This window comes from Rhizobium sp. NZLR8 (genome assembly GCF_019685025.1).
In the GTDB taxonomy this organism is placed as follows: Bacteria; Pseudomonadota; Alphaproteobacteria; order Rhizobiales; family Rhizobiaceae; genus Rhizobium.
In genome coordinates this window covers 25,834-51,762 of the sequence record NZ_JABDVY010000024.1, presented here as the reverse complement: position 1 = coordinate 51,762, position 25,929 = coordinate 25,834, and the positions used below count along the sequence as shown (strand labels likewise).

Genomic DNA, 25,929 nt, shown 5'->3' with positions numbered 1-25,929 from the left:
TGTAGCCTTAGTAAGTTATTGGAGAAGTTGGCGAACAGTGTGCCAAGCAGCCCCTCATCCGCCTGCCGGCACCTTCTCCCCGCCTGCGGGGCGAAGGGGGATAGCGGCAACCCCTCTGTTCCTCACCAGCATTTCGCAGGGCACGTCCCCTCTCCACGTCAGAACGGGGGTCCGAAGGACGGGTCGAGACCCGCGGCTCGGCCCCGGCAGTTAGGGTGAGGGGCAGGCTTCTTGAACTATGGCCGCATTGCGCAATTGCGGCTGCGCAAAACCCTACTTCCCCTCATGCAACGAAAACACCAGCGTCGCCTTCGTACCATCATGCCCGGGATCATAGGCGAAATCCGATTTCAAGCTCGCAGCCATGGCCGTCAAAATACGCGCGCCGAGCCCCGTTCCCCTCGCCGGGCTCTCCGGATCGAACCCCGCCCCATCATCCTCGACGACAACCCTCAACCCCTCGTCCGTCTGATCGACAAATACCCGGATCTCGCCCGGCACGCCGTCCCGATAGGCATATTTGAAGGCATTGGTGACGAGTTCGCTGACGATCAGCCCGAGCGTGATCACCTTGTCGGTCGCCAGATTGACCGGCTCAGCGGTCAGCACGACGCGGTGCGGCCGCTTGTCGTCGCGCATCGAGGCTTCGAGTTCGGTGAGCAGGCTGTTCAGATATTCATCCACCTGGACAGATCCGACCTGCCGGTTGGTATAGAGCCGGCGGTGCACGCTGGCGATGGCGTTGATGCGCAACTGCGTTTCGTGCAGCGCGTCGATCGCCACCTGGTCTTTGGTCATCGAGGATTGCATGCGGATCAGCGCACCGACGAGGCCGAGGCTGTTGGCAATGCGGTGATTGACTTCGGCAAGCAGCATTTCGGCAAGGTCGCGCTGCTGACGGATCACCTCCTGCGCCTGCGCCGTTTCGCGGCGAAAACGCGCCCGCTCCAGCGCCTGTTCGAGGGCAGCGGCGAGCAGGTCGAAATAATCGGCCGAGATTCCCTTGAGCATGTAATCGTCGGCGCCGGCTTTGAGCGCCGCGACCGCGATGCTGGTATCGTCCGAGCCCGTCGCATAGATGACCGGTGGATGATCCGGCAGCGCCGTGATGCAGGGCAGAATGTCGAGGCCGGTCTCGTCAGCCAGGACATGATCGAGCACGACGGCGTCGAAGCCGCCTTTGCCGAGTCTGGCAAGGCCGGCCGCACCGTTCTCAGCCCATTCGACCGAAAAGCCGCGTTGGCCAAGGTTCTTCTGCATCAAGAGGGCGAGCCCCTCGTCGTCGTCGATATAGAGGATGTGGATCAGGGCATCCGCATCGCCGCTAGAATTGCTCATTCCGTCTCCCGGCTTTTTCTCGCAGCGACGACCGCCGGCAAGCGTCCGAGTCGTCCGCATGGCAATGTCGTATTGCATTGGCCGCCCGAGGTAAACAGCGGTTATCCCTCACTCTTGTCGCAGGCGGCGCGGAACGGGACTGGGGCCGATTGTTTCACAGTGGAGGCTAATTTTTCAGGAATTTCCGGTGTCCGGATACTTCAGCTCCCGCCTCCGCCGGCAATTGCAGGAAACGCAGCACCGAGACCATGCCGATCGCGCCAACCACGACGAAAGCCCAGCGGAAATCGGCAAGAACGGGATTGTCGGCGCCTCTCAGAGCCGCGGCGATATTGAGGACGGCCGCCGCCACCGCCACGCCGAGCAGCATCGATACCTGCTGCAGCATGCTCGACAGCGTCGAGGCCGAACTTCGTTGCGCCGGGCCGATATCGGCGAAGGCGAGCGTGTTCAGCGCGGTGAATTCCATCGACCGCGACAGGCCGGCGAGGAAAAGCAGCGCATAGGTGAAAAACTGTGGCGTTTCCGGCGAGAGGAAACCGCAGGCGGCGATCGAAAGTGCCGCGATCAGCCCGTTGAACACAAGCACGAAGCGGAAGCCGAAGAAGCGCAGGAGCGGCGTCGTCACCGTCTTCATGCCGAGATTGCCGAGGAAATAGACGAGCAGATAGGCGCCGGCGGCAATCGAACTCAGCCCGAAACCGAGCTGGAACAACAGAGGCAGCAGGAACGGTGTCGCATTGATCGCCACCCTGCAGGCCGTGCCTGCCAACAGCGTCGACATCGAGAACGTCTGGATGCGGAAGGCCGAAAGCTCGAGCAGCGGATTATCGACGGTGAGGAAATGCCGTGTCGCCATGACAGACAGCACGACGCCCGCCGCCAGCATTGATATGACCGGCAAAAGCCCACCTACCCATTTGATCGAAAGCTCCAGGGCGGCGAGAAGAAAAGTCAGCCCTGCCGCGCTCAGGATGAAGCCGACAAAATCCAGCCGGCCGGGATTGGCCTCGCGCTGCTCCGGCACGAAGCGCAGCACCAGTGCCATGCCGAGAATGCCGATCGGGATGTTGATGAGGAAGTTCCAGTGCCAGCTGGCATAGGTGGTGATGAAGCCGCCGAGCACCGGGCCGATCACCGGCGCCGTCAGCGCCGGCCAGGTGATCAACGCGATCGCCTGGACGAGTTCGGACTTGCGGGCGTTTTTCAGCACGATGATGCGCCCGACAGGCGTCATCAGTGCGCTGCCCGCCCCCTGGACGGCGCGCCACAGCACAAATTCCGCCAGGCTGCCGGACAGCCCGCAGAACAGCGAGGCGGCGGTAAAGACGGCGATCGACATCAGGAAGATACGGCGCGCACCGAACCTGTCGCCGAGCCAGCCCGACAAAGGAATGAAGGCTGCCATCGTCAGCATGTAGACGGTGATGCCGATGCTCATCGACACCGGCTGTACATTAAAGCTTGCCGCCATCTGCGGCAGCGAGGTGGCGACGATCGTGCCGTCGAGGATCTGCATGAAGAAGGAAACGGCAACAACCAGCGCCACGATCTTCGCCTGGCGGCCGCTTGCCGCCTCTTGCCGATTCTCGCTCGTCTCTGCCGTGGTCATCGATCTGCCAATGAAAAGTCTGGATGCCGCGGCAGGAAAACGGGAAGGAAGCCGATCGGAGATCTGCCGCGCGGGAGAACGCGGAAACACGCCGCGCACTGGCTGCATACGCTCGTTGCGCACGGCCGGAAAGGCTAAATCTCGCACTGCTCGGGAATATTCCCGACGCGGCGGGCGGCGCGACCTTAAGAAAAAGGCCCCGCCGGAGCGAGGCCAAGTTTGAACCGCTCCCGGGAAAACAGGAGCGGCGTCGAGGTCCATATCCTGCGGCCAATCTCGCCGCGAGGTCAGATTTCCCCGTATCGGTACGCTCGCGAACGAAATTTCCAAGAAGCGCTGAGATTGGTCCCGCAAACTCCCCGCCCGCTTGGCGAGCCACCTGTGCAGTGCAGCAACGATTGCCGCTTGCAATGTTTATATAAATTGCTATTACTAAACACATTGCTAAACATGATGATTGAGGAGTTCATGTGAGCATTCTCTGAAATGGGTGAACATGCGACGCCGGCGGGGAGCCGGCCCTTGGTTCTGGGAGGAACTTATGCAGAAAACATCGAAAGCCCTTTTGGGGCTCGCCACGGCATTCGTCATGTCGTCGGCATTGCCCAATCTCGCCAAAGCCGATGAACTGACGCTCTGCTGGGCCGCATGGGATCCCGCCAACGCGCTCGTCGAGCTGTCGAAGGATTTCACCGCCAAGACTGGCACGCAGATGAAATTCGAATTCGTTCCCTGGACGAGTTACGCCGACCGCTTCCTCAACGAGCTGAATTCCCATGGCAAGCTCTGCGATCTCATCATCGGTGACAGCCAGTGGATCGGCGGCTCGGCCGAAAACGGCCACTACGTCAAGCTCAACGACTTCTTCGACAAGGAAGGCATCAAGATGGATGACTTCGTGCCGGCGACGGTCGTCGGCTACTCGGAATGGCCGAAGAACACGCCGAACTATTGGGCGCTGCCGGCCATGGGCGATGTCGTCGGCTGGACCTACCGCAAGGACTGGTTCGAGAAACCGGAACTGCAGAAGGAGTTCAAGGGAAAATATGGCCGGGATCTGGCCGCCCCCAAGACCTATGATGAGCTGAAGCAGATCGCCGAATTCTTCCAGAAGCGCGAGATCGACGGCAAGACCGTCTACGGCGCCTCGATCTATACAGAGCGCGGCTCTGAAGGCATCACCATGGGCGTTACCAACGTCCTCTACGACTGGGGTTTCCAGTACGAGAACCCGAAGAAGCCCTACGACATGGAAGGCTTCGTCAACTCGGCCGATGCGGTGAAGGGACTGGAATTCTACAAGTCCCTTTATGATTGCTGCACACCGCCCGGCAGCTCGAACGTCTACATGGTCGAATCCGCCGATGCCTTCAAATCCGGCCAGGTTGCCATGCAGATGAACTTCGCCTTCACCTGGCCCGGTCTTTACAAGGACGAGAAGGTCGGCGGCGACAAGATCGGCTTCTTCCCCAATCCGGCTGAAAAGGCGCATTTCGCCCAGCTCGGCGGACAGGGCATTTCGGTCGTCTCCTATTCCGACAAGAAGGACGCAGCACTTCAATACATCAAGTGGTTCGCCCAGCCTGACGTTCAGGCCAAGTGGTGGGAACTCGGCGGTTATTCCTGCCTGAATTCCGTCGTCAATGCGCCAGGCTTTGCCAAGAGCCAGCCCTACGCCCAGGCCTTCCTGGACTCCATGGCGATCGTCAAGGATTTCTGGGCCGAACCAAGCTATGCCACCCTCCTGCAGGACATGCAGAAACGCGTCCATAACTACGTCGTTGCCGGCAACGGCACAGCCAAGGAAGCGCTCGACGGTCTGGTGAAGGACTGGGAAGAAGTCTTCAAGGACGACGGCAAGATCTAGTGTCCGACCACAGGACAGGCGGCACCCCTCTGCGCGCCATCCTTACCTGGATGGCGGCCCGGATCGGCAGACGAGCCGGGCCGCCAGATCTCCCATATCCCAAAAGACCCACATCCCAAAGATCGGGTGAAAACTTGACCATTTCCCATTCCTCCATAGTCGAGAATGCAGTCGATGCGACAGCAAGGGCAACGCCGGTCTCGGTCGCCCGGCGCGTCCGCGGCCTCTCCGACAGGGCGATCGCCTGGCTGTTTATCGCTCCGGCGATCATCCTGCTGCTGGCGATCAACATCTTCCCGCTGATCTGGGCAATCTATCTCTCCTTCACCAATTACCGCGCCAACCGGCCGAATGCGCCGGTTCAGGGCGTCGGCCTTGGAAATTACCAGCGCGTTCTGAACGACCCCGATATCTGGCAGGCGATGCAGACCACCGCGCATTTCGTCTTCTGGACCATCCTCCTGCAGACGGTGATCGGCTTCAGCCTTGCCTATCTGATCGACCGCAAGTTTCGCGGCCATGCCTTCTGGACAACGATCATCCTGATCCCAATGATGCTGTCGCCCGCCGTCGTCGGCAATTTCTGGCGCTTCCTCTACGAGCCGCAAATCGGCCTCTTCGCCTATGCGGTGTCGCTGGTATCAGGCATTCCAACCTCCGATATCCAGATGCTCGGCAATGTCACTCTGGCGCCCTGGGCGATTATCATCGTCGATACCTGGATGTGGACGCCTTATGTGATGCTGATCTGCCTCGCCGGCCTGCGCTCGATCCCCGACTATATCTACGAAGCGGCCGAGGTCGACCGCGCCTCGCCGTGGCGCCAGTTCTGGTCGATCACCGTGCCGATGGCCCTGCCCTTCATCATGCTCGCCGTGCTCTTCCGTGGCATCGAGAATTTCAAGATGTTCGACATGGTGACGCTGCTCACCGGCGGCGGGCCGGGCTCCGTCACCGAGGTTGCCTCGATCACGCTGAAGCGCGTCGCCTTCGAAAGCTGGGCGACCGGCCGGGCCTCGGCTTTCGCCATCGTCCTCTTCGTCGCGGTGTTCGGCCTCGCCAACATCTATGTCAAGGCATTGAACAGGGTGAAGCAACGATGACCGCCGCCAACTCAGCCCATTCGGTCGTCGAACCGAACCGTTCCAGCAAGCGCATCGCCGGCACGATCGTCATCCTCTATGCGCTGATCACCCTCATCCCGCTCGTCTGGATCTTCCTGACCAGCATCAAATCGCCGCCGGATTCGATCAGTTATCCGCCGAAGATCGTCTTCACGCCGTCGCTCGAAGGTTATTGCAACCTGTTCACCACGCGTACGCGGCAGACTCCCGACTATATCGCCTCGCTGCCGGCGCCGGTCGGCACCTGCGAGGAGGTGACGCGCAAGCGCAACATGGTGATCGCCGGCCCGTCGAATTTCCTGCCGCGTTTCATCAATTCGCTGGTAATCGCCTTCGGCTCCACCTTCCTCGCGGTCTTCCTCGGCACGCTCGCCGCCTATGGCTTCTCGCGCTTCAAGGTGCCGCTTGCCGATGACCTGCTGTTCTTCATCCTGTCGACGCGCATGATGCCGCCGATTGCCGTCGCCATCCCGATCTACCTGATGTATCGCGAGCTCGGTCTGTCGGACACGGCCGTGGGCATGATCCTGCTCTACACCGCCGTCAACGTCTCGCTCGCCGTCTGGCTGCTCAAGGGTTTCATCGACGAAATCCCGCGCGAATACGAGGAAGCGGCGATGATCGACGGCTATACGAGGCTGCAGGCCTTCCGCAAGGTGGTGCTGCCGCAGGCCACAACCGGTATCGCCGCCACCGCGATCTTCTGCCTGATCTTCGCCTGGAACGAATATGCCTTCGCCGCCCTTCTGACCTCGGGCGAGGCGCAGACCGCGCCGCCCTTCATCCCGACGATCATCGGCGAAGGCGGGCAGGACTGGCCGGCTGTTGCCGCCGGCACGACGATCTTCCTGATCCCGATCCTCGTCTTCACGATTCTCCTGCGCAAGCAGCTGCTGCGCGGCATCACCTTCGGAGCCGTCCGCAAATGACCCACCTGATCGAAACACGCACCCCTGCCCGCCCAAAACGGCCGTTCTTCCTGCGCCGCGGCCCGATGGAGACCATCGCAACCGTTCTGATCGGGCTCGGCTTCCTAATGCTGTTCCAACCCTTCCTACTGGTGCTCTACACCTATTCGCTGGTCACCCTGCTTGCAGGCACGGTGATGTTCATCATCGTCTCAAAATTCCCGGAGTGAACCATGGCGGACATCCGGATCGAAAATCTCCGCAAGGAGTTCGGCAGCTTCGTCGCCGTGCAGGATTCGAGCTTCACTGTTCATGACGGCGAGTTCCTGGCGCTGCTCGGGCCTTCCGGCTGCGGCAAGACGACGACGCTTCGCATGATCGCCGGTCTCGAGCTGCCGAGCAGCGGCAAGATCTATCTCGACGGCGAGGATGTTACGTTCAACCGCGCCAGCGCCCGCGACATCGCCTTCGTCTTCCAACTCTTCGCACTCTACCCGCATATGAACGTGCGCAGGAATATCGGCTTCCCTTTGCTGTCGCAGGGCATGGCCAAGGCCGAAATCCGTCAGCGTGTCGAAGAGACCGCTCGGCTGCTGCAGATCGATCATATTCTCAACCGCTCGGTATCGGGCCTGGCCGGCGGCGACCGGCAGCGCGTGGCGCTCGGCCGTGCCATCGTCCGGCGCCCGAAATGCTTCCTGATGGACGAGCCGCTCGGCACGCTCGACGCCGAGTTCCGCGAGATCATGGTCCACGAGCTGCGTGAACTGCACAACCGAATCCACGCGACCACCGTCTACGTCACCCACGACCAGCACGAGGCGATGGCGATGGCCGACAAGATCGCCGTCATGAACCATGGCGTCATCGAGCAGTTCGGCACGCCGCAGGAGATCTATGCCAAGCCCGCAACCATGTATGTCGCCGATTTCATCGGTTCGCCGCCGATGAACTTCATGCGCTTCACCTCGGGCCTGAAAAGCGGCGACCGCTCCATCCTGCTCGACGGCGCCGATGTCGCCGTTCCCGAGATCCGAGAGGACATGGCCGAAAGCGAGCTGGCGCTCGGCGTGCGGCCGGAACATATCCGCTTCAGCGACGCCTCGGCGCTCCGCGGCGCCATCTACGGCAGCGAATATCTCGGCACCAATCAGGTCGTGGCTGTGGAAACCCCGGGCGGCCTGATCAAGGCCCGTGTTCCCGCCAATCGCAGCTTCCGGATCGGCGAAACCGTCGGCCTCGAATTCAACCCGGGAAAACTCACGCTCTTCGACTGCACGTCGGGCCGTGCGGTGGCATCCTCGCTCTATCAGGAGACCCGGCATGGCTGATGTCATCCTCAGGAACCTCGCCAAACGCTTCGGCGATACCCAGGCCTTGGCCGACCTCGATCTTTCGATCCGCGACGGCGAGTTCGTCGTGCTGCTCGGTCCCACAGGCGCCGGCAAGACCACGACGCTGCGGCTGATCGCCGGCCTTGAAAGGCCGGATGGCGGTCGCATCGAGATCGGAGGCCGCGATGTCGCCGCCGAAGCACCCGCCGAGCGCGACGTCGCCTTCGTCTTCCAGCAATATTCGCTCTATCCGCACATGACGGTTTACGAGAACCTTGCCTTCCCGCTGAAGGCGCCGGTCCGTAAGCTGAGTGCGGTGGAGATCGACCGTCGCGTCCGCGAGGTCGCGCGTATGGTCCGCATCGACCACAAGCTGGAGAACCGCTCGACCAGGCTTTCCGGCGGCGAGATGCAGCGTGTCGCGATCGGCCGCGCGTTGGTCCGCCGGCCGGCGATCTATCTGATGGACGAGCCGCTCTCCTCTCTCGACGCCAAACTGCGCGCCGAACTGCGCCTGGAGCTGAAGCGCATCCAGAAGGAACTGGGCTCGACGCTGCTCTATGTCACCCACGACCAGGTGGAAGCGATGACCATGGCCGACCGCATCGGCATCGTCGCCGAGGGGCGGCTGATGCAGGTCGGAACGCCGCGCGAGATCTACGGCAATCCCGCCAACCTGCATGTCGCAGCCCGTCTCGGCCAGCCGCACATCAACCTTCTGCCGGCGGACCTGCTTCCGGGCGGCCAGCCGCCGGCCGGCACGAAGACGGTCGGCGCCCGCACCGAACATCTCGACATCATCGTCGGCAAGGAAGCCAATGCCGCCATCGACTGGATCGAGCATCTCGGCGACCAGAACCATCTGCACATCAGGGTTGCCGATCCCAAGCAGCCCGCGCGGGATCACAAGCTCGTGACACTTGCTGATCCATATCTGGCGATTGCGCCGGGTGACCGGATCAGCCTGACGCTGCGCGATCCGCTTTATTTCGATGCGGCTGGACAGCGCCTGTCCTGACCGGCAAACAGACGTGACGATGGCATGAAAAACAAACAGACGGGTCTCGATCGATGAAACACTTCTTCAACCGCAGAGAAAGCATCGTTACCGAAGCTCTGGACGGTCTGCTCCTGACGAGCGGCAGCGGTCGTCTCGCCCGCCTCGACAGCTTTCCCGACATCAAGGTGATCCTGCGCGCGGATTGGGACAAGTCGAAGGTGGCGATCATCTCGGGCGGCGGCGCAGGCCATGAGCCCTCCCATGCCGGCTTCGTCGGCAAGGGCATGCTGACGGCGGCCGTATCCGGCGAAATCTTCGCCTCGCCGAGCGTCGATGCCGTGCTGACGGCGATCCGCGCCGTGACCGGCCCGAAGGGCGCGCTGCTGATCGTCAAAAACTACACCGGCGACCGCCTGAATTTCGGCCTCGCCGCCGAAAAAGCGCGCGCCGAAGGCTTCGACGTCGAGATGGTCATCGTCGCCGACGATATCGCCATCCCCGACATCAACCAGCCGCGCGGCGTCGCCGGCACGCTGTTCGTCCACAAGATCGCAAGCTATCACGCCGAAAGGGGCGACGACCTGAAGACCGTCGCGGCCCATGCCGCCTCAGCAGCGGGCGACATCGTCTCGCTTGGCATGTCACTCTCCACTTGCAGCGTGCCCGGCCAGGCGCATGAGGATCGTCTCGGTGCCGACGAGGGCGAACTCGGCCTCGGCATCCATGGCGAGCCGGGCGTCGAGCGCATCACGCTGCAGCCGGTTGCCGATATTGTCGCGACCATGGTGGCGCGCCTGTCACCGACATTGCGCGAAGGAGCAAGCCACGCCCTCCTCATCAACAATCTCGGCGCCGTGCCGCCGCTCGAAATGGCGGTCATTGCCAATGCCGTGCTCTCCTCGCCGCTTGGCCGCCGCGTCCGGCTGATCATCGGGCCGGCGCCGATGATGACCGCGCTCAATATGAACGGTTTCTCGCTGTCGCTGATCCGGCTGGATGCCGCTCGCGAGGCGGCGCTGACGGTGGCGGTCGAACCGCATGCCTGGATGCCTGCCGTCGAACGCCACGAGATCAACGTCATCGCCGCACCGAGGGCGGCGGCCGGCATGAATGGCGCGGCCGCAGCCGGGGAAAACACGCGCAACCGTCGCCTGATCACGGCGCTCTGCGAGCATCTGATCTCGCAGGAAAGCGAACTCAACAGGCTGGACGGCCGCGTCGGCGACGGCGATACCGGCTCGACAGTGGCGACAGGCGCCCGCAGCGTGCTTGCCCGCCTCGACACGCTGCCGCTCGACCGGCCGGCGGCAACGCTCGCCTCGCTCGGCGATATCCTCGGCACCAGCATGGGCGGGTCGAGCGGCGTGCTGCTGTCGATCTTCTTCACCGCGGCGGCAAAAGCGATGGCTGACAAAGCCGACATCGCCGCAGCCCTTCTTGCCGGGCTCGATAGGATGACGTTCTATGGCGGCGCCGGAGTCGGCGACCGGACGATGGTCGATGCCTTGGCACCCGCCTTGAAGGCCTTTGCATCCGGCGATATCGCCGCCGCAGCGAGGGCTGCGGCAGCCGGTGCCGAGTCGACGAAGACGATGATGAAGGCAAGAGCCGGACGCGCCACCTATGTCGGCGAAAGGGATCTGGCGGGCGTCGCCGATCCCGGCGCCGTCGCGGTTGCCGGCGCGTTCGGGGTGGTGGCAAGCCTCGTCTGACCGGAGTAAAGTTTGAGAGCCGCGTGGCAGGCGCGGCGACAGGGAGGATGGCAGTGCAGGCGGAACCGGTGCTAGTTGCGGGATTGATCGAGGTGTGCCGCGCGGCAATCGCGGAAAACAGCGATCACCTCTGCGCGCTTGATCGGGCCATCGGCGATGGCGACCACGGAACCAATATGCAGCGCGGCTGCGAAGCGGTGAGCGCCGAAGGCGAAAGCCTGTCCAGCCTGCCCTTCCCCGACGCCGTGGAAAAGATCGGCCTGACGCTGGTGATGAATGTCGGCGGTGCCGCCGGGCCGCTCTACGGCACGCTGCTGATGGAGATCGGCCGTGAGCTTCGCAAAAGCGAGGCGAAGGCCGATTTTTCGCTGGTGCTGAAGCAGGCGATCGACGCGGTGGCAAGGCGCGGACGGGCGCATGCCGGCGACAAGACATTGCTCGACGTGCTCTATCCCGTGCATGCGGCACTCGCCCGCCGCTCACCGCTCGGCACGATCGCCCGCAAGGCCGAACGTTCCGCCAGCCGCACGGCTGATATGAAGGCGATGCGCGGGCGCGCGGCCTATCTCGGCGACCGTTCGATCGGCCACGTCGATCCCGGCGCCTCGAGCTGCGCACTATTGACCACGGCGATCTGCCGTTATCTCGGGGAGCACCGTCCGGAATGAATGGAAAGACCGCAAATGTGGGCATCGTGATCGTCTCCCATTCGCCGCTTGTGGCACGGGGCATCGCCGACATGGTGCGGCAGATGGTCGGCGACTGCGTGCCGCTCTCCTGGTCGGGCGGCAACGTCCATGGCGAGCTCGGCACCGATGCCGGCGGCATCCTCAGAGCGATCGAGGCCGCCTGGTCCGATGCCGGGGTTGCCGTCTTCGTCGATCTCGGCGGTGCCGAAACCAACAGCGAGATGGCGATCGAAATGCTGGGCCTTCCCCGCTCGGCCCTCGTCTCCATCTGCAACGCCCCGCTGGTCGAGGGCGCCGTCATCGCCGCCGCCGAGGCGTCGGGGGGCGCGTCACTGGCCAAGGTGGTCGCCACAGCCGAGGAACTATCGCCCTGATGACGAGCGGATTGCGCATAGAGAAACAGGAGCCCGAGCGATTGCCCGAGCCATCTAAGGTGAATTGCCAGACGGAGGTCGAAGTCAAGCACGGTGTCGGGCTGCATGCCCGCCCCTCCGTCACCTTCACGCGGCTTGCCAAGTCCTTCCCTTGCTCGATCGAGGTCGCGGTCAACGGCAGCGATGTCTGGCTGAACGGCAAGAGCATCATCAAGATCATGGGCGCGAGAATCCGCAAGGGGTCGATCCTCAGGATCCGCGCCGACGGCATTCTTGCAGAAGAGGCGATCCGCGCCCTGAAGGGACTCATCGAGCGCAATTTCGATGAGGAAAAGAAACATGGCCGGACCGCTTAGACTGAAAGCGAAGAGCGCATCCCCGGGCATCGCATCCGGCCCGGCCTTTCTGGCCGAGCGGCCAGGCGCTCCCGCCGCGCCTCGGACCGCCGGCGGATACGCCGCGCTGGAAAAGGCGATCGACATCTCGATCGGCGAACTCGAGCGCCTTGCCGAGGGAGCCGACGCCGAAAGCCGCGATATCATCGATTTCCAGATCGAGGTGCTGCGCGATCCGACGATCGCGGAAGCGACCGGCGCCCGCATGGAAACCGACGCGAACGTCGTCTTTGCCTGGGTCGCCACCCTCGACGCCTATATCGGTGAACTCGAAGCGGCCGACGAGGAGCAGATGCGGGCGCGTGCCGTCGATATTCTCGACATCAAGAACCGCGTGCTCGGCGCGCTCGCCGGCACCCCGATCGCCGATTTCCCGTCCGGCTCCGTCTTTGTCGGCAAGGACATGGAGCCCAGCCGCTTTCTCGCCCATGACTGGTCGAACGGCGGCGGCATCGCGCTGTTTGCAGGCAGCACCGCCGGCCATGTCGCCTTGCTCGCCCGGGCGAAATCGGTGCCGATGGTGGTTGGCACGGGCCGCTTTTCGGCCGTGGACGGAGATCCTGTCAGCGTCGACGGAAACGCCGGTGCGGTCGTCCTGCAGGCGGGCAGCATGCTGATCCCGCCGCTCGCACCCGCACAAGCGCCTGCCGGCGACACACAAACCGCTGGCGGTGAGCTGCGCACGGCGGACGGCGTGCCGATCCTGCTCTCGATCAACATCAACGAGCCCGCCGAGATCGATGCGCTCGATCCGGCAACGGCGGGCGTCGGCCTGATGCGCTCGGAATTTTCAACTGCCTCGGTCGCCGATGCAGCCAACGAGGAGCGGCAGCTGGCAATCTATCGCCGCGTGCTGGAGCAGGCGGGCGAAAGGCCGGTGACGATCCGCATGCTCGATATCGGCGGCGACAAGCCGCTCGCTGGCCTCGAAGACCTGCCGGCTCTCGCCTCGGGCTTGCGCGGCATCCGACTGCTGCTTGCCCAGCCGGAAATCGCCCGCGTCCAGGCACGCGCCCTGCTGCGCGCCGCCGTCTTCGGTAGGCTTTCGGTGATGCTGCCGATGGTGACCTTTCCCGACGAAATCGACAGGATGCGCGAGATATTCCGCGAGGAGGCCGAAAAGCTCGGCCGCCGTTCCCTGCTCCACCGCATGCCGCCGATCGGCATGATGGTGGAGGTGCCGGCGGCGGCATTGATGCTCGACACCTTCGGATCTGCGGCATTCTTCTCGTTCGGAACCAACGATCTCACCCAATATCTTGCCGCCTCCGCCCGAGAGGACGTCGACGCCGATGCCGGCAAGGCAGCACCCGCCGTGCTCCGGCTGATTGCCGAGGCGGTGAAGCTTGCCGCTGGCAAGCCGGTCAGCATCTGCGGCGACATGGCCGGCGATCCCAGCTATCTGCCTGCACTGCTCGCTGCCGGCCTCCGGCATTTTTCCGTGGCGCCGGCCCGGCGTCCCGCGATAAGATCGGCGATCATCGGCCTCAATGCCGATGGCACAAGGGCAGCCGGAGAATAGAATGGCGCGCGAAGACACCGAAGACGCCATTATCGCCTACAAGTCCATTCTGGCGCAGATCATCGACAACAGGCCATCGGGCACGCGCCAGCGCCTGGCGACGGCGCTTGGAAAGCATCGCAGCTTCGTCACCCAGATCACCAGCCCGACCTATGCGACGCCGCTGCCGGCGCGCCATCTCGCGACGATCGTCCGCGTCTGCCACTTCAGCGCCACCGAACAGGAGCGCTTTCTCGAAGCCTATCAGGCCGCCCATCCCGGAAAGCTGCCGGATGTCGGCCACTCAGAGAAATTGCGGCACCTGTCGCTGATGGTGCCTGATTTCGGTGACGACAGGAAAAACCGCCTTCTTGAAGAGGCGATCTCCGATCTGGTGCAGAAGATCGTCGCAATATCGGACGCGGAATGACGAGTGAGCCGCTTGACGTAACGTAATGCTTTTGGCCTTGGGGGCTTGATGAAGAAGTTCATGAACACTGCGGAAACCATGGTCGCCGAAAGCGTCGAAGGCTTCGTGCGCGCCCATGAGGCCTTCGTGGTGTTCGGGCCCGAGCGCAGATGCATCCGCCGCCGCCATCTCAACCCTGGCAAGGTGGCGCTGATCTCCGGCGGCGGCGCCGGGCATGAACCGATGCATATCGGCTTCGTCGGCCACGGCATGCTGGATGCCGCCTGTGTCGGCCATATCTTCACCTCGCCGACGCCGAGCCAGATCATTGCCGCCATCGAAGAGGTCGATACCGGCGCCGGCTGTCTGCTCGTGGTCAAGAATTACGACGGCGACCTGATGAATTTCGAAATGGCCATCGAGATGGCAGGCGACCGTCATAACCTCGACATGGTCGTCGTCAGCGACGACATCGAGACGTCGAGAACCGGTGATGGCCGCGGCCGGCGCGGTGTTGCCGGCACGCTCATCGTCGAAAAGATCCTTGGTGCTGCGGCCGAACGCGGCATGTCGCTCGCCGAGTTGAAACAGCTTGGCGAGGGGATGAACACACGCATCCGCTCGATGGGTGTGGCGCTGAACGGCGTGACGGTGCCGCAGACCGAGCGCACGACGTTTACGCTCGGACCCGGCGAGATGGAAATGGGCGTCGGCATCCATGGCGAACCCGGCCATGCCCGGCAGCCCTTCGCTGCCTCCGACGCCATCATCGGCCATCTCTGCGAGACCATCTTTGGCGACATCTCAGTGACGCCGGACAGCAAAGCACTGCTGTTCGTCAATGGCCTCGGCGGCACGCCGCCTGCCGAACTCTACCTCGCCTATAATGGCGCCCGCCGTTTCATCGAGGAGAAAGCCATCCCGATCGAGCGCTCACTGGTCGGAACCTACGTCACCTCGCTCGACATGCAGGGACTATCGATCACCCTCGCCTTGCTGACCGACGAGGAGATCGCGCTCTGGGACGCGCCGGTGGCGACTGCAGCGCTGCATTGGCCATAAGGGTGTACCACAGACGTCAGATGTAAAGCGCCGCCATCTTCCGCCAGCCCCCGGCGCGGTGGGCGCGGCCGTCCCAGACATGCAACTGATGGCGAATATTCTTTTCGCCGAGCAGCCGGCTGAGATAGCGGTTGTTATCGAGGAAGGGATCGGCATCGCCGATGGTGAGAACGATGTCGCGCTCACGTAGCCTGTCGAGCCGCCAGTCGGAGCCGAGGCCGGGCAGGAAATGCGTCGGCGTGTGGAAATAGACGCTGTCATCGTAATAGCCGTCGAACAGGTCGCTAAAGGATTCTACCTTCATCGTGAGGTCGTAGCGTCCGGAAAAGGCGACGAGCTTGCAGAAGAGATGCGGATGGCGAAAGAAGAGGCTCGCCGCCTGGAAGGCGCCGAGGCTGCATCCATGCACGATGGTGCAGTCATGCGGGTTCTTCGCCGCCATCAGCGGCAGCACCTCGTTGAGGATATAATCCTCCAGTGCGACATGTCGGCGGATACGCTCGGCCGGATGGCGGTCAGAGCCATAAAGGCTCTCGGCGGCCAGTCCCTCGATGCAATAGAGTTGGAGTTGGCCGGCCTGCAGTTTGTCGGCTAGGCTTCCGACCAGGCCAAGCTGCTCATATTCCAGGAAGGTCCCTTCCCGCGTCGGAAACACCAGCACCTTGGCGCCGGCATGGCCGAAAACCAGCATCTCCATGTCTCGATGCAGACGCTGACTGTACCAGCGCAGGTATTCGCGGTTCATGGCACCCTGAAGAACTGTCCGATCTTGTCGCGGAGAACCGCCTCTTGCTCAGCACTTCCAGGGTAGTCGAAATGCCCGGCGTCCAGGATGAAGATTTCATTAAATTTCGGTATCGAATTGGCGACAGCGAACTGGCAGGGCGGCGCCACCGAAGGATCGAAAAGCGCCACTGCCGTCAGCATCGGCACCTCGATCCGCCGTGCTGCGGTCGCCGCATCGTAGAAGCTGAGCGTTTCGAGCACATTTCCATGCTCTGCCTGATATTCCTGCACCGATTGTGCGCTGCCGACGCTCGGCAGGTCGAGGCGCAGCGGCTGGTGCCCAAAACTCGGCAGCGCAAGATGGCCGCGATCGATGCGCTCGTCGTAGGCGATCGCTATTGCCCCGACGCCGCCGCCGAAGCTGATGCCGCTGTAGCCGATATTCCCCGAGAGCCAGGGATAGAGCGCGTCAAGCGTCGAGACGGCTAGCCAGATATCCGCGACGCAGCCGCCGATGATATAGGAGTCCAGCTTGTCGATATTGTACAGCACATGCCAGGACGGGTTTTCGGAAATCGGCGGATGGGCGCTGAGCGACAGCCCGCGGCAGCAGGGAAAGATCAATGCCGTTTCCTTGACCGGTAGGTCGAAATCCGGATGATCCCGCCCGCCGTAACCGTGCCCGACGACAAGGCCGCGCCGCACCTGCCCCTGACGCGGCAAGATGAGCCAACCGCCGATCCGGAACGCATCCGTGGAGACATAGACGAGATCGAGCACATGCCAATCTGGATGGGTGATCTCGCTGCGGGAAAGCACTGGCTGCGGATCGACCGTCAACGCCTTGCGATAACGCCCCTCCCAGAAATCGTCGAAACCATCAGGCGCTTTGGGCGGCTTGACCGCAAGAAGCTCTTCGAGCTGCATGCCGTAGGTCGGATCGAAGGAGAATGGGTGGGTTGTAGGGATACTCATCTGGACTTTGTCGCGTGAAAGCACCGGTCGCGCAAGACGATGTGACGGCTACTTTCCCACCCGCTCTCGCCAGCAGCGCTCATGCGCAGGCCAAAGGGCGGAGCCTCGAAGGGCGGGGGCGGGTGACGTGCACTACGACGGTGCATCCGCTATGCACAGCGTAACCGTCCCATAGACACCACCGCCCGGCGTCGGAAATTACTGCCCGGCCGCCTCCAGGATCAGCTGGGTGATCTCGTCGGGATGGGAAATCAGCGAGAGGTGGCTGGCCTTCACCTCGACCGTCTTTGCCCCCATGCGCTTGGCCATGAAACGTTCGAGATCGGGATTGATCGTCCGGTCTTCGGTCGAGACGGCATACCAACTCGGCTTCGAACGCCAGGCGGCCTGCGTAGTCTTGCCGGTCAGCAGCGCCTTCTGGAATGGCTGCTGCACGGCATAAAGTACTTTCGCCCTCGCCTCCGGCAGGTCCCCGGCGAAATCGCGAAGGAAGGCCGCTTCGTTCAAGCGTCCCTCGTCGCCGTCGAAGACGATGCCGGCCGAAGCCGGCGGCGTCGGGAAGGTCTTCGCAAGCGCGGTATAATCCTCACCCGCATCCGGCGCCCGCGCAGCGACATAGACGAGCGCCGAAACGTTGGGATGAACGCCAGCCTCGGTGACCATCATGCCGGAAAACGAATGCCCGACCAGAACCGTCGGGCCATCCTGCCGGTCGAGCACCCGCTTTACGGCGGCGACGGCGTCGGGCAACGTCGTCAGCGGGTTCTGTGCAGCCGTGGCGTTCAGTCCGGCAGCCTGCAGGCGCGCGATCACCTCGGTCCAACACGAGCCGTCGGCAAACAGCCCATGCACCAGCACGACATTGCGCGCCTTCACCGGAGCCGATGTCGCGGCCATGTCGCGGCTGGAGAGAAGAGTGGCGGCGGCGCCGGCAACGAGGGCGGCCGAGAAAGTCCGTCTGTTCATCATCATGATCTGGTTTCCTCACATGTTGAGACTGTCGAAGGGGCAAGAGCATGGGTTCGAGATCGGGGATCCGGACCCGGTGAAAATCGGTTAGTCGATAACACCGTGTCGGATCGCTCATCTGAGGCGCGAGGTCATCCGCCTCCCGGCATTCGACGCAGCCGGCCTGATCGCTAAAACCAACCTCGCCTCAACCTCAGTCGAAATGGCTGACCTCGAGCCCGTTGCCGACCGGCAGCAGCACACTTGATATGCCCGGCTTGGCGCGGATGGCTTCGCCGTAGCGTCCGACATCGTCGCCTCCCGGACGCAGCATATTGTCGGCGACGATTATCGCGCCCGGATTGAGCTTGGGATAGAAGGCCTCGAGGCAGGGAAGGTAGAGATCCTTCCAGAGATCCACAAGCACGAAGTCGATGCCCTCAGAAAGCGCGGCGATCATCTGGACGGCGTCCCCGACCTTGAACTCGACACGGTCGGCAAGCCCCGCCTTGACGGCCATGTCGCGCGCATAAGCCGACTTGTAATCGTGCATTTCCATGGTGATCAGCCGGCCGCCGGAGGCACGCGCGGCTTCCGCCAGCCATATCCCTGAATAGCCAAACGAGGTGCCGAGTTCGAGAATGGTCGGAGCCCTGAGGCTCCTGGCGATGATATTGATGAACTGTCCGGTCTCTGGTCCGACCGCGCGCAGCCGCTGATCCTGTCCGCCATCGCGGCCGCCGGGAGGCAGCTCGCGCGGGCTATTGCGCTCCGTCTCGATCATCGCGTGATAGATGTCGAGCACTTCCTCGATCCTGCTGTCCATCGGCCCCGCCCTTCTGTCCTTGCGATTGATGGCCGACTTTGCCCGACCGAATTGGCTGCGAAAAGTTAAACTTCGGCAATCATCGGATTTCGCAGCCGGCATGCGGTTGCACACGCCGCCACCGTCGGCTACATCAAACGCGTCAATGGCCGGGTCACCCGGCCACGTAAGCGTTAACGTCACTCAACGCGTATGATCGAACGGCTTTGCGGCTTCGATCTGCGCGACTGTGTCCTGCGGATCGAGTTTCAATGCTCCTGAGGACACATGGATAACAATCAAAGCAAAGAGCAGACTTCATCGGCCCCTGCCATCGAGCGGGCGCGCCACGACACGCGACGGCGCACGCTGACGGCCGAAAGCGTCGTCGATATCACCCCCGGAATGCGCCGCATCACGTTGACCGGCGACGATCTTGCCGATTTCATCAGCCTTGCGCCCGACGACCACATCAAGATTTTCGTACCGGCCGCCGATGGCGGAGAAGAGCGCCGTGACTACACGCCGCGCCGCTATGATAATGCCAGGCGGAAATTGACCATCGATTTCGCCTTGCACGAGGTAGGCCCGGTGACGCGGTGGGCAATCGGCGCCCGCCCCGGCGACCGGCTCGAAATCGGCGGGCCAAGAGGCTCCGCCGTGGTCTCCGCGAACGTCAAACGATGGCTGCTGATCGGCGACGAAACGGCACTGCCGGCGATCGGCCGGCGGATCGAGGAGAGCACCGCCGGAACACTCATCACCACAGTCGCCGCCGTCACCGGCCCGCTGGAAGAGCAGACCTTCGACACCTCAGCCGAATTGCAGGTCCACTGGGCGCATCGGCCTCTCTCGCAGACAACCGATGCCGCAGCGCTGCTGAAACTTCTGGCCACGGTCGATATCCTGCCGGAAACTTTCATCTGGGTCGCGGCGGAAGCCTCTGTGACACGCGATATCCGCGCCTATCTGCTGACGGAAAGAAGCTACCCGCTCGGCTGGATCAAAGCGTCCGGTTATTGGGTGTTCGGCAAGGCCGATGCGACGGAAAAGTTCGCTTAAGCCGAAGAGCTCGACACTGGCCGCCGCTCCGGAAATCGGGGCGACGGCCGGATAAAACACCGTCTTTACCATTGCGATTTAATCGGATGCGATATATATAATTGATAAATATTGAAACAGGATAGGCCCATGCCCGCATCTAAAGCAAAACAGCCCGCATCAAACTCCCCTAAGACTGATGGTGACGGCCGTAAGCTTTCGAACTTCCTGTGCTTTGCGGTCTATTCAGCCAATCTCGCCTTCGGCCGCGCCTACAAGCCGGTCCTGGACGCGATCGGCCTGACCTATACCCAGTATATCGCCATGGTCGCCCTTTCCGCGGAGGACGAACAGACCGTCAGTACGCTGGGGGAAAAACTGTTTCTCGAATCCAACACGCTGACGCCCATTCTCAAGAAGCTGGAGTCAGTCGGCTTTATCACCCGCCATCGCGATCCCGCCGACGAACGGCAAGTGCGGGTGAGCCTGACGCCGGCGGGACGCGATCTTCTCGAAACCGATCCCAGCTCCGTCCTGATCGACGCCGTCGGCCTCGGCGATGATTTCCCCGTCGTACAGAAATCGGTGACGCGGCTGCGCGACAACCTGCTACGGGCACAGGTCAAACCGGAAAAATCATGATCGCGACACATGTCGGCACCTGGTGACATGCCCGAGATCGCAATCGGCGCATTGATTGTGAATGCGAGCGTTCTACTCGCAAGGCGAAGTTCCGAACGCAAGACGCACGCGGATCGGTGGAGCTTGCCGGGCGGTCATGTCGAGAGCGGCGAAGACGCCGAGACGGCGATGCGCCGGGAATTGTGGGAAGAAATCGGCGTGACGCCGCAGCACTGGCAATCGGCAGGAATGTTCGTTTCGGAAAGCCCGCCCGGAGCATCCGCCACATTCCACGTCTATCACGTCGATCGATGGCAGGGCTCCCCGCGACTTATCGGTGATGAACACACAGCGCTCAGATGGTTTGCCGCCGCCGAGATAGACTGCGAAACCGAGCTGGCACCGCCTCAGCTCGGTGAAATCCTCGCAAAGCTCGTCTCGCAGCAGAGCCGCAAAGAGTGAAGGCGCGTTGCGCGAACCCGGTTCGGCACAATGCACTTTTTTGCCTTACTGGCGCAGCGATCCAAATGCCGTCCTCAGCTCAGCCGCCATAGCCATAGGCTGTTCCCAGGCGGCAAAGTGGCCGCCTTTGTCGAGCCTGTTGTAGTGAATGAGTTTCGGATAGGCCTTCTCCGACCAGCTCTTCGGCGCCGCATAGATTTCGTCGGGAAAGGCACTCACGGCAACCGGAATCTTGATGCCCCTGGGGTCGAAAAAGCCTCCCGATGGAAAATGCGCATTGTCCCAGTAGAGGCGTGCAGAGGAGATTGCGGTATTCGTCAGCCAGTAGAGCGTGACGTTGTCGAGGATATCATCCTTCGTCAGCCCCTCAGGCTTTCCGTCGAAAACACGGGCGATCATCTGGTAGCTGCGTATGTCGTGGTCGAGCATCCAGGCCGCGAGACCGACCGGCGAATCGACGATCCCGTAGAGCGTTTGCGGCCGGTTGTTCATCTCGATGGCGTAGCCCAGCCCATTCTTGTAGAAGTCGTCGAGCTGATCCCAGGCGTGCTTTTCATCGGGCGAGAGGCCTGCGGGCGGCGGCCCGCCGGCGGCGAGCGCCTTGGCGATATCGGCCGGAACCGTGGCCGCCATGTTCGTGTGGATGGCGAGCAATCCCGGCGGTTCCTGCAAAGCCATCAGCTCCGTGACCGCATTCCCCCAATCGCCGCCCTGCGCCACGAACCTGGTGTAGCCGAGGCGCTGCATCAGCGTCACCCAGGCACGAGCAATGCGAGGAGGATTCCAACCCGGCGCAGTTGGCTTGCCGGAGAAGCCATAGCCTGGCAGTGATGGGATCACCACATGAAACGCGTCCGCTTCGCCGCCGCCATGCGCGGTCGGGTCGGTGAGCGGCTCGATGATCTTCAGTTGCTCGATGATCGAGCCAGGCCACCCATGGGTGACGATGATAGGCAGCGCATTTTCATGCTTGGAGCGGACGTGGATGAAGTGGATATCCAGCCCATCGATCTCGGTGACGAACTGCGGCAGCGCATTGAGCCGGGCCTCCATCTTGCGCCAGTCGTAATCCCTCGCCCAATGGTTCGCGAGCTTCTGGATCGTCTCGCACCGTACGCCCTGGCTATCATCCGTAACGGTCTCCTTGTCCGGCCAACGGGTCGCCGCGACGCGCCGGCGCAGATCGTCGAGCGCCTCCTCGGGGAAGTTGACGCTGAAGGAGGTAATCGTCTCGCCGCTCGCCTCGGCGCTCCCGGTCCCGCCAAGCATGCTAATGGCCCCGGCTGCCGCGGTGGCGGCCAGCAGTTCGCGCCGGGTGGGCATTGATAGGGATGTCGGTGACATGACGCTTTCCTCTCCGTTCGATCTGCAGGAATGGACGAGGATCGACTGGCCGACCTCGTTGCAACAGTAGGTCATTCGCGTCTGCCCGGACTATGCGCCGGGGCTATGGAGGGGTCAATTACCCTGTCAGGCTATGTCTCGACCGCCGCGAATGGGCCTCTCAGGCTGACGCGATGCCACGGCAAGGGCGCCCTCCTCCATCATCTCGGCCGCCTTGGCATAACCGCCGTCCATTCCATCGAGGAAATGCAGGTGCGAATCCGGGCGGCCGGATGGCACGAGGCAGGTCATCAGCGCATGCGACTGGCGGTGCAGTCCGAAATCGACCTCGCCGCGCGCCCGCGCCGCAATGAGCATGGCCTCGACGCCGTCGATCTGCTCCGGCGCGCAGTCGAGCGTCAGGCGCAGGCCGTCGTCGAACTTGCGGAAATCCGAATTGGAGGCGACCTCCGACCAGTGCGGAGCATCGACCCGCTTTCCGCCGTCCCTGTGGACAGCCATATTTCCGGGAAGTGGATGAGACCGGCGCGGCGCGGCGTCGAAAACCCCAAGCACGCGCTTCGCCAGCGCCGCAAAGACCTCTGGGCTGGTATCGTCACGAGGCTCGACCAAGAGCGACAGGATCTCACCCCGCTGGCTTGGGAACGGCGCCCAGTCGCAGCTCAGGCCGGTCAGGTTAGGCCTCATAGCATAACGGCCGGGCTTCACCAGATAGCACCCATTCTTGATCTGTCGCTCCGCCCATTTGAGCCCGCCTCCGGCAAACATCGCATAGGTCGCACTCTCGGAAGCGGCATAGCGCGCGATCCTGACATCACGTCCATTCGCGCGGATTTCGCCGACAGTGACGAGCCCAACACGCAGGTCGAGATGAAGATCGGATTTGGCAAAGCCCGCCACATCACGCAGGGCCGATGTCGCGGCCATGATGCCATTCGCCGACAAGGCGAAGGCCGCTCCGTCTCCGCGAAACACGAAGGGGAAATCGAACGAGCCCCAGGCATTGCCGAGTGCGGCGATGATCGATGCGCCGGCATAATTGACGTCTTCATAGCGCCCGGAGCGGATCGCCTCAGTCGAGCTGACGACGTCGGTGATGCCGATCAGCCAATCGTCAGGCAGCGGCTCGTAGACCTCGGGATCGAGCACAAGCGAAAACTCGTCATAGGCCCGGCGCAGCTGCGCATCGCTGTTGATCATGGCACGTCCTCCGATCGGCAGGGTTGCTGCCAGCTCAGAAACGGGTCTGCCGCCGATCGGCAGACCCCCGCTTGGAATGTCGGCGCGAGGCCGGCCCTTCCCGTTCAGACAAGCTTGGTTTCGACGTCGATGTTGGCCGAACCGAATTCGATGTCAACACTATTCCGATTTAATCGGATACGATTTATTTGGAGAGCAAGAAGAGCCCGCTCAACCCAACGGCGTCGGCAACATGTGCGAGGTCTATCGCCTGACGACCGTCTTCGGCAGCGCCCCGACCGATCCGGCCGCCGAAGCCTTTGGGCATGACGCCGCCGAGCAAGTGATGCGGTCGCAATTCGGAAACATGGCAATGTCGCAGTATCCGGCAAGCATGCGGATCACCGAGCCTGAGGATGCTTTTCTGGCGCTGACCTCCTATCCGCCCGGCGAAGGCGCCGACGAGCCTCAGCTCAGCCGCTTCCGCCAGGCCATCGCCGATGCCTTCCGGCAAGGCGGCAGCGCGCTCGATGTCAGCAAGGAGACCGGGCTGTTCCTCAGCAGGAAGCCGGCCTGATCGGATCACGGCCTTCCATCGCGACCGGCCGAGGCAGACCGGCGCTCAGACCTTTTCTTTCTTCTTGATCTTTTCCTTCGGTTCCACCGGTGCATCCGGCGTCGGGGCCAAAAGCTTGCGCAGCGATGAAATCTTGTCCTTCACAAGCGGCCGGAAGCGCGTCGCGCGATAGGGCATGTCGGCCGCACCGTAACCTTCCGGCCCGTCGTCGTTGCCGCGATTGATTTCCGCGAGCTTCACCCCGATGAACGTGCCGTCGATATAATGGGTATATTCGCCGACCCAGCGGATCGTGTAGATCTCGCCCTTGCGGATAAGTTGGTCGATGCTGACATGCTTGAAGGTATCGTTGATGCAGACGACCTTCTGGCCGACATGGAAATCATAGCTCATGGATCAAACTCTCGAACGGCAATCCGCCTGACAGATCTATAGCGCGCCGGAAGGCAGGGATGAACCATTTTCTGCCAGCGGTTTTTTTGCCGCGACAAAAGCCGCACCTGCGCCGCACGGTTCAACGCGAAATGCATCAGTCGCAATAGGCCTTGCCGCTCTTGCGGGACCGCAGATCGAAGTGGAAGTGGTTCCAGTGTTCGGGGTTGCTGCCGGGGCCGAGCACGGTGTTGAAATAGCGGCAGCTGTCGCTGCGCACCGCCTTCAGCAGCCGGCCTTCGCGCAGCGAAAAGAGACCCTTTTTGCGCACGTCGATCTCGTGGCCGTTCTTCAGCACGAACTTGCCGACGTCGATCGCGTTGCCGCGAGCGTGTTCCGACATCGGATTGTATTTCTGCCGGCTGTTGTTCATGCGCCGGCAGGAATAGCCGCCGAGCGGCTGGATCGTCTTGATGCCGGTCCAGTAGCGGTAGCGGGCAGACGGTGCCAGCTCGTTCTTCACCCATTTGGCGAAGGCGAGCGTCACCTGGCAGTTCAGCGTCACCGCCGGCTGCACGCCGATATTGCCGGAAAGCCCCTTCAGCGACACCGGATAGGGCACCTGACAGGCGGGCCCATTGGAAATCGGCGGCTTTTCGTCGAAAAGCACGCCCATGCGCTTCAGCTCGTGCCGGCAGGCAAGCTCGGAGGTCGGCATGACGCTCGGGTCAACGGGTGCTGCCGGTTCGCTCATCATCGGATTGTTCGGTCGCAGCATCGCGACCTCTTCGCTTTCGTCCTCTTCCGGAACGCGAGACGGCGCCACCACAGGGCTGCCGTCGTTCCAGGCCGGCGCCTGGCTCATCTGCGCCTGTGCCGCCGGCTGCGGCATCGCCCGCGGTGCGGGCTGGCGTAGCGGCCGGTTCACCTGCGTAGGGCTATCGGTGCCGATTCCGTCAACGACCGGCTCCGTCACATTTCCCTCGGCGATCTGCTGCTGTTGTTCCTGCGCCAACCCGACGACCGGCTCTGCCCCAAGCTCGTCATCCATGTTGACGCCGCCGGAAGGGACCGCAAGGTTCTGCGTGCCGCCCCAGTTGCCGCTCGGCTGGCCCGCCGCCAGCGCCTCGTCGCTGTCGATCATCGGCAGGCGCCCCCCGCGCGCCGCCGGCGCGGCATGGCCGGTGCCGGCAAGGTTCGGCGTATCGAGGTAGTCGATGGACCCGTGACTATTGCCGGCAGGCGCACTGGAAACTGGATAGGAGGCCTGGCTTTCCGCGGGCGCAAGGCGCTCCGCACGCGCCATTCGGACCGAGGGCGCCATGCGCGCCGCCGGCGAGATCGAGCTGACCCTGGTGCCGTTGTCGACATTGGCCGGCGGCACAAGCCCATCGCTGATCGAACAGGTGGTCAGCGACGCAGAGAGCAGCAGGGGCAAAAGGGCTCGCCGAGGAAAGGAAACAAACGCCATACTCTTATCGCTTCCGCAGGCCGACTGGGCAGTGACAGAAAAAACTCACTCCAATTTTAATTAAAAACGGTGAATGAAAACTT

The 25,929-nt window shown here is 62.8% G+C and carries 26 protein-coding genes and 1 pseudogene; 17 read left to right on the top strand and 10 right to left on the bottom strand.

Annotated features, from left to right (window positions below; genetic code table 11):
- Positions 1-273: 273 nt before the first annotated feature.
- Together HJB89_RS31950 and HJB89_RS31945 are read right to left on the bottom strand one after the other, a co-directional pair.
- Entirely contained in the window at positions 274-1,338 is a 1,065-nt protein-coding gene (locus HJB89_RS31950; RefSeq protein WP_221150976.1) for a histidine kinase dimerization/phosphoacceptor domain -containing protein, read from the bottom strand.
- Between the two features lie 166 nt (positions 1,339-1,504).
- Positions 1,505-2,950: an MFS transporter gene (locus HJB89_RS31945; RefSeq protein ID WP_221150975.1), complete on the bottom strand. Its 1,446-nt coding sequence runs from the start codon at positions 2,948-2,950 to the stop codon at positions 1,505-1,507.
- A gap of 541 nt (positions 2,951-3,491) precedes the next feature.
- Between HJB89_RS31945 and HJB89_RS31940 the strand changes: the two genes are divergently transcribed.
- The 13 genes from HJB89_RS31940 to HJB89_RS31880 all read left to right on the top strand — a co-directional run bounded on the left by HJB89_RS31940 (position 3,492) and on the right by HJB89_RS31880 (position 15,325).
- Positions 3,492-4,817 carry an ABC transporter substrate-binding protein gene (locus HJB89_RS31940; protein WP_207580835.1) on the top strand — a complete coding sequence of 442 codons (1,326 nt, stop codon included), beginning with the start codon at positions 3,492-3,494 and terminating at the stop codon, positions 4,815-4,817.
- Positions 4,818-4,951: 134 nt separating this feature from the next.
- A complete protein-coding gene (locus tag HJB89_RS31935) occupies positions 4,952-5,920 on the top strand; it encodes a carbohydrate ABC transporter permease (protein WP_007629705.1) in 969 nt (322 codons plus the stop codon).
- A complete protein-coding gene (locus HJB89_RS31930; protein WP_221117613.1) occupies positions 5,917-6,870 on the top strand; it encodes a carbohydrate ABC transporter permease in 954 nt (317 codons plus the stop codon). The genes HJB89_RS31935 and HJB89_RS31930 overlap by 4 nt, the downstream gene beginning before the upstream one ends.
- The gene (locus HJB89_RS31925) at positions 6,867-7,079 is read left to right on the top strand and encodes a hypothetical protein (protein WP_162117324.1); all 213 of its coding nucleotides are present in this window, start codon (positions 6,867-6,869) and stop codon (positions 7,077-7,079) included. Before HJB89_RS31930 ends, HJB89_RS31925 begins: the two co-directional genes overlap by 4 nt.
- Before the next feature lie 3 nt (positions 7,080-7,082).
- The gene (locus HJB89_RS31920) at positions 7,083-8,180 is read left to right on the top strand and encodes an ABC transporter ATP-binding protein (RefSeq protein ID WP_221117611.1); all 1,098 of its coding nucleotides are present in this window, start codon (positions 7,083-7,085) and stop codon (positions 8,178-8,180) included.
- Complete coding sequence (locus HJB89_RS31915; protein WP_207580838.1) at positions 8,173-9,201, top strand: ABC transporter ATP-binding protein; 1,029 nt, start codon at positions 8,173-8,175, stop codon at positions 9,199-9,201. The genes HJB89_RS31920 and HJB89_RS31915 overlap by 8 nt, the downstream gene beginning before the upstream one ends.
- 53 nt (positions 9,202-9,254) lie before the next feature.
- The gene (locus HJB89_RS31910) at positions 9,255-10,895 is read left to right on the top strand and encodes a dihydroxyacetone kinase subunit DhaK (protein WP_207580839.1); all 1,641 of its coding nucleotides are present in this window, start codon (positions 9,255-9,257) and stop codon (positions 10,893-10,895) included.
- Positions 10,896-10,942: 47 nt separating this feature from the next.
- Complete coding sequence (dhaL, locus tag HJB89_RS31905; protein WP_221117610.1) at positions 10,943-11,563, top strand: dihydroxyacetone kinase subunit DhaL; 621 nt, start codon at positions 10,943-10,945, stop codon at positions 11,561-11,563.
- On the top strand, positions 11,560-11,958 hold the full coding sequence (gene dhaM, locus HJB89_RS31900; RefSeq protein ID WP_207580841.1) for a dihydroxyacetone kinase phosphoryl donor subunit DhaM: 399 nt from the start codon (positions 11,560-11,562) through the stop codon (positions 11,956-11,958). Before dhaL ends, dhaM begins: the two co-directional genes overlap by 4 nt.
- Positions 11,958-12,314, top strand: coding sequence for an HPr family phosphocarrier protein (locus tag HJB89_RS31895; RefSeq protein WP_207580842.1), 357 nt, complete (start codon positions 11,958-11,960; stop codon positions 12,312-12,314). Before dhaM ends, HJB89_RS31895 begins: the two co-directional genes overlap by 1 nt.
- Positions 12,298-13,875, top strand: a complete 1,578-nt coding sequence (locus HJB89_RS31890; protein WP_207580843.1) for a putative PEP-binding protein — start codon at positions 12,298-12,300, stop codon at positions 13,873-13,875. The genes HJB89_RS31895 and HJB89_RS31890 overlap by 17 nt, the downstream gene beginning before the upstream one ends.
- A 1-nt stretch (position 13,876) precedes the next feature.
- Positions 13,877-14,284, top strand: a complete 408-nt coding sequence (locus HJB89_RS31885) for a hypothetical protein (RefSeq protein ID WP_207580844.1) — start codon at positions 13,877-13,879, stop codon at positions 14,282-14,284.
- A gap of 48 nt (positions 14,285-14,332) precedes the next feature.
- Positions 14,333-15,325 carry a dihydroxyacetone kinase subunit DhaK gene (locus HJB89_RS31880; protein WP_221150974.1) on the top strand — a complete coding sequence of 331 codons (993 nt, stop codon included), beginning with the start codon at positions 14,333-14,335 and terminating at the stop codon, positions 15,323-15,325.
- A gap of 16 nt (positions 15,326-15,341) precedes the next feature.
- Here the strand turns inward: HJB89_RS31880 and HJB89_RS31875 are convergent, their stop codons facing one another.
- The 4 genes from HJB89_RS31875 to HJB89_RS31860 form a co-directional block, all read right to left on the bottom strand.
- Positions 15,342-16,070 (bottom strand): esterase family protein, encoded by a 729-nt coding sequence (locus HJB89_RS31875; RefSeq protein ID WP_221150973.1) that lies wholly within the window; start codon positions 16,068-16,070, stop codon positions 15,342-15,344.
- Positions 16,067-17,026: an acetylxylan esterase gene (locus tag HJB89_RS31870; RefSeq protein ID WP_221150972.1), complete on the bottom strand. Its 960-nt coding sequence runs from the start codon at positions 17,024-17,026 to the stop codon at positions 16,067-16,069. The genes HJB89_RS31875 and HJB89_RS31870 overlap by 4 nt, the downstream gene beginning before the upstream one ends.
- Before the next feature lie 198 nt (positions 17,027-17,224).
- Positions 17,225-17,998, bottom strand: coding sequence for an alpha/beta fold hydrolase (locus HJB89_RS31865; RefSeq protein WP_221150971.1), 774 nt, complete (start codon positions 17,996-17,998; stop codon positions 17,225-17,227).
- A 190-nt stretch (positions 17,999-18,188) separates the two neighbouring features.
- Positions 18,189-18,800, bottom strand: a complete 612-nt coding sequence (locus HJB89_RS31860; RefSeq protein ID WP_221150970.1) for an O-methyltransferase — start codon at positions 18,798-18,800, stop codon at positions 18,189-18,191.
- 267 nt (positions 18,801-19,067) lie between these two features.
- Here HJB89_RS31860 and HJB89_RS31855 point away from each other — a divergent pair, with 267 nt between their 5' ends.
- The 3 genes from HJB89_RS31855 to HJB89_RS31845 all read left to right on the top strand — a co-directional run bounded on the left by HJB89_RS31855 (position 19,068) and on the right by HJB89_RS31845 (position 20,903).
- Complete coding sequence (locus tag HJB89_RS31855) at positions 19,068-19,841, top strand: siderophore-interacting protein (RefSeq protein ID WP_221150969.1); 774 nt, start codon at positions 19,068-19,070, stop codon at positions 19,839-19,841.
- Positions 19,842-19,970: 129 nt separating this feature from the next.
- On the top strand, positions 19,971-20,462 hold the full coding sequence (locus HJB89_RS31850) for a MarR family winged helix-turn-helix transcriptional regulator (RefSeq protein ID WP_221150968.1): 492 nt from the start codon (positions 19,971-19,973) through the stop codon (positions 20,460-20,462).
- A gap of 27 nt (positions 20,463-20,489) precedes the next feature.
- Positions 20,490-20,903, top strand: coding sequence for an NUDIX hydrolase (locus tag HJB89_RS31845; protein WP_207580851.1), 414 nt, complete (start codon positions 20,490-20,492; stop codon positions 20,901-20,903).
- Positions 20,904-20,948: 45 nt separating this feature from the next.
- On the opposite strand, the gene HJB89_RS31840 is transcribed toward HJB89_RS31845, so the two are convergent.
- Both HJB89_RS31840 and HJB89_RS31835 read right to left on the bottom strand, forming a co-directional pair.
- Positions 20,949-22,247 carry an epoxide hydrolase family protein gene (locus HJB89_RS31840; protein WP_207580852.1) on the bottom strand — a complete coding sequence of 433 codons (1,299 nt, stop codon included), beginning with the start codon at positions 22,245-22,247 and terminating at the stop codon, positions 20,949-20,951.
- A gap of 126 nt (positions 22,248-22,373) precedes the next feature.
- The gene (locus HJB89_RS31835) at positions 22,374-23,447 is read right to left on the bottom strand and encodes a DUF3095 family protein (protein WP_207580853.1); all 1,074 of its coding nucleotides are present in this window, start codon (positions 23,445-23,447) and stop codon (positions 22,374-22,376) included.
- A 217-nt stretch (positions 23,448-23,664) separates the two neighbouring features.
- Between HJB89_RS31835 and HJB89_RS31830 the strand changes: the two are divergent.
- Positions 23,665-24,003: pseudogene (locus HJB89_RS31830) on the top strand (SAM-dependent methyltransferase); the annotation flags it as partial.
- Positions 24,004-24,048: 45 nt separating this feature from the next.
- Here HJB89_RS31830 and HJB89_RS31825 read toward each other — a convergent pair.
- Both HJB89_RS31825 and HJB89_RS31820 read right to left on the bottom strand, forming a co-directional pair.
- Positions 24,049-24,396 carry a CAP-Gly domain protein gene (locus HJB89_RS31825; protein ID WP_207580854.1) on the bottom strand — a complete coding sequence of 116 codons (348 nt, stop codon included), beginning with the start codon at positions 24,394-24,396 and terminating at the stop codon, positions 24,049-24,051.
- Between the two features lie 136 nt (positions 24,397-24,532).
- Positions 24,533-25,846, bottom strand: a complete 1,314-nt coding sequence (locus tag HJB89_RS31820) for an extensin family protein (RefSeq protein ID WP_221150967.1) — start codon at positions 25,844-25,846, stop codon at positions 24,533-24,535.
- Positions 25,847-25,929: the final 83 nt, after the last annotated feature.

Excerpts from the sequence above, each read along its gene's own strand:
- HJB89_RS31865 (WP_221150971.1), bottom strand. The coding sequence starts at position 17,998 with ATGATGATGAACAGACGGACTTTCTCGGCCGCCCTCGTTGCCGGCGCC.
- dhaL (WP_221117610.1), top strand. The coding sequence starts at position 10,943 with ATGGCAGTGCAGGCGGAACCGGTGCTAGTTGCGGGATTGATCGAGGTG.
- HJB89_RS31940 (WP_207580835.1), top strand. The coding sequence starts at position 3,492 with ATGCAGAAAACATCGAAAGCCCTTTTGGGGCTCGCCACGGCATTCGTC.
- HJB89_RS31950 (WP_221150976.1), bottom strand. The coding sequence starts at position 1,338 with ATGAGCAATTCTAGCGGCGATGCGGATGCCCTGATCCACATCCTCTAT.
- HJB89_RS31945 (WP_221150975.1), bottom strand. The coding sequence starts at position 2,950 with ATGACCACGGCAGAGACGAGCGAGAATCGGCAAGAGGCGGCAAGCGGC.
- HJB89_RS31825 (WP_207580854.1), bottom strand. The coding sequence starts at position 24,396 with ATGAGCTATGATTTCCATGTCGGCCAGAAGGTCGTCTGCATCAACGAT.
- HJB89_RS31840 (WP_207580852.1), bottom strand. The coding sequence starts at position 22,247 with ATGTCACCGACATCCCTATCAATGCCCACCCGGCGCGAACTGCTGGCC.
- HJB89_RS31820 (WP_221150967.1), bottom strand. The coding sequence starts at position 25,846 with ATGGCGTTTGTTTCCTTTCCTCGGCGAGCCCTTTTGCCCCTGCTGCTC.
- HJB89_RS31850 (WP_221150968.1), top strand. The coding sequence starts at position 19,971 with ATGCCCGCATCTAAAGCAAAACAGCCCGCATCAAACTCCCCTAAGACT.
- HJB89_RS31870 (WP_221150972.1), bottom strand. The coding sequence starts at position 17,026 with ATGAGTATCCCTACAACCCACCCATTCTCCTTCGATCCGACCTACGGC.
- HJB89_RS31885 (WP_207580844.1), top strand. The coding sequence starts at position 13,877 with ATGGCGCGCGAAGACACCGAAGACGCCATTATCGCCTACAAGTCCATT.
- HJB89_RS31845 (WP_207580851.1), top strand. The coding sequence starts at position 20,490 with ATGCCCGAGATCGCAATCGGCGCATTGATTGTGAATGCGAGCGTTCTA.
- HJB89_RS31915 (WP_207580838.1), top strand. The coding sequence starts at position 8,173 with ATGGCTGATGTCATCCTCAGGAACCTCGCCAAACGCTTCGGCGATACC.
- HJB89_RS31875 (WP_221150973.1), bottom strand. The coding sequence starts at position 16,070 with ATGAACCGCGAATACCTGCGCTGGTACAGTCAGCGTCTGCATCGAGAC.
- HJB89_RS31920 (WP_221117611.1), top strand. The coding sequence starts at position 7,083 with ATGGCGGACATCCGGATCGAAAATCTCCGCAAGGAGTTCGGCAGCTTC.
- HJB89_RS31930 (WP_221117613.1), top strand. The coding sequence starts at position 5,917 with ATGACCGCCGCCAACTCAGCCCATTCGGTCGTCGAACCGAACCGTTCC.
- HJB89_RS31860 (WP_221150970.1), bottom strand. The coding sequence starts at position 18,800 with ATGGACAGCAGGATCGAGGAAGTGCTCGACATCTATCACGCGATGATC.
- HJB89_RS31910 (WP_207580839.1), top strand. The coding sequence starts at position 9,255 with ATGAAACACTTCTTCAACCGCAGAGAAAGCATCGTTACCGAAGCTCTG.
- HJB89_RS31925 (WP_162117324.1), top strand. The coding sequence starts at position 6,867 with ATGACCCACCTGATCGAAACACGCACCCCTGCCCGCCCAAAACGGCCG.
- HJB89_RS31855 (WP_221150969.1), top strand. The coding sequence starts at position 19,068 with ATGGATAACAATCAAAGCAAAGAGCAGACTTCATCGGCCCCTGCCATC.
- HJB89_RS31895 (WP_207580842.1), top strand. The coding sequence starts at position 11,958 with ATGACGAGCGGATTGCGCATAGAGAAACAGGAGCCCGAGCGATTGCCC.
- HJB89_RS31880 (WP_221150974.1), top strand. The coding sequence starts at position 14,333 with ATGAAGAAGTTCATGAACACTGCGGAAACCATGGTCGCCGAAAGCGTC.
- dhaM (WP_207580841.1), top strand. The coding sequence starts at position 11,560 with ATGAATGGAAAGACCGCAAATGTGGGCATCGTGATCGTCTCCCATTCG.
- HJB89_RS31835 (WP_207580853.1), bottom strand. The coding sequence starts at position 23,447 with ATGATCAACAGCGATGCGCAGCTGCGCCGGGCCTATGACGAGTTTTCG.
- HJB89_RS31890 (WP_207580843.1), top strand. The coding sequence starts at position 12,298 with ATGGCCGGACCGCTTAGACTGAAAGCGAAGAGCGCATCCCCGGGCATC.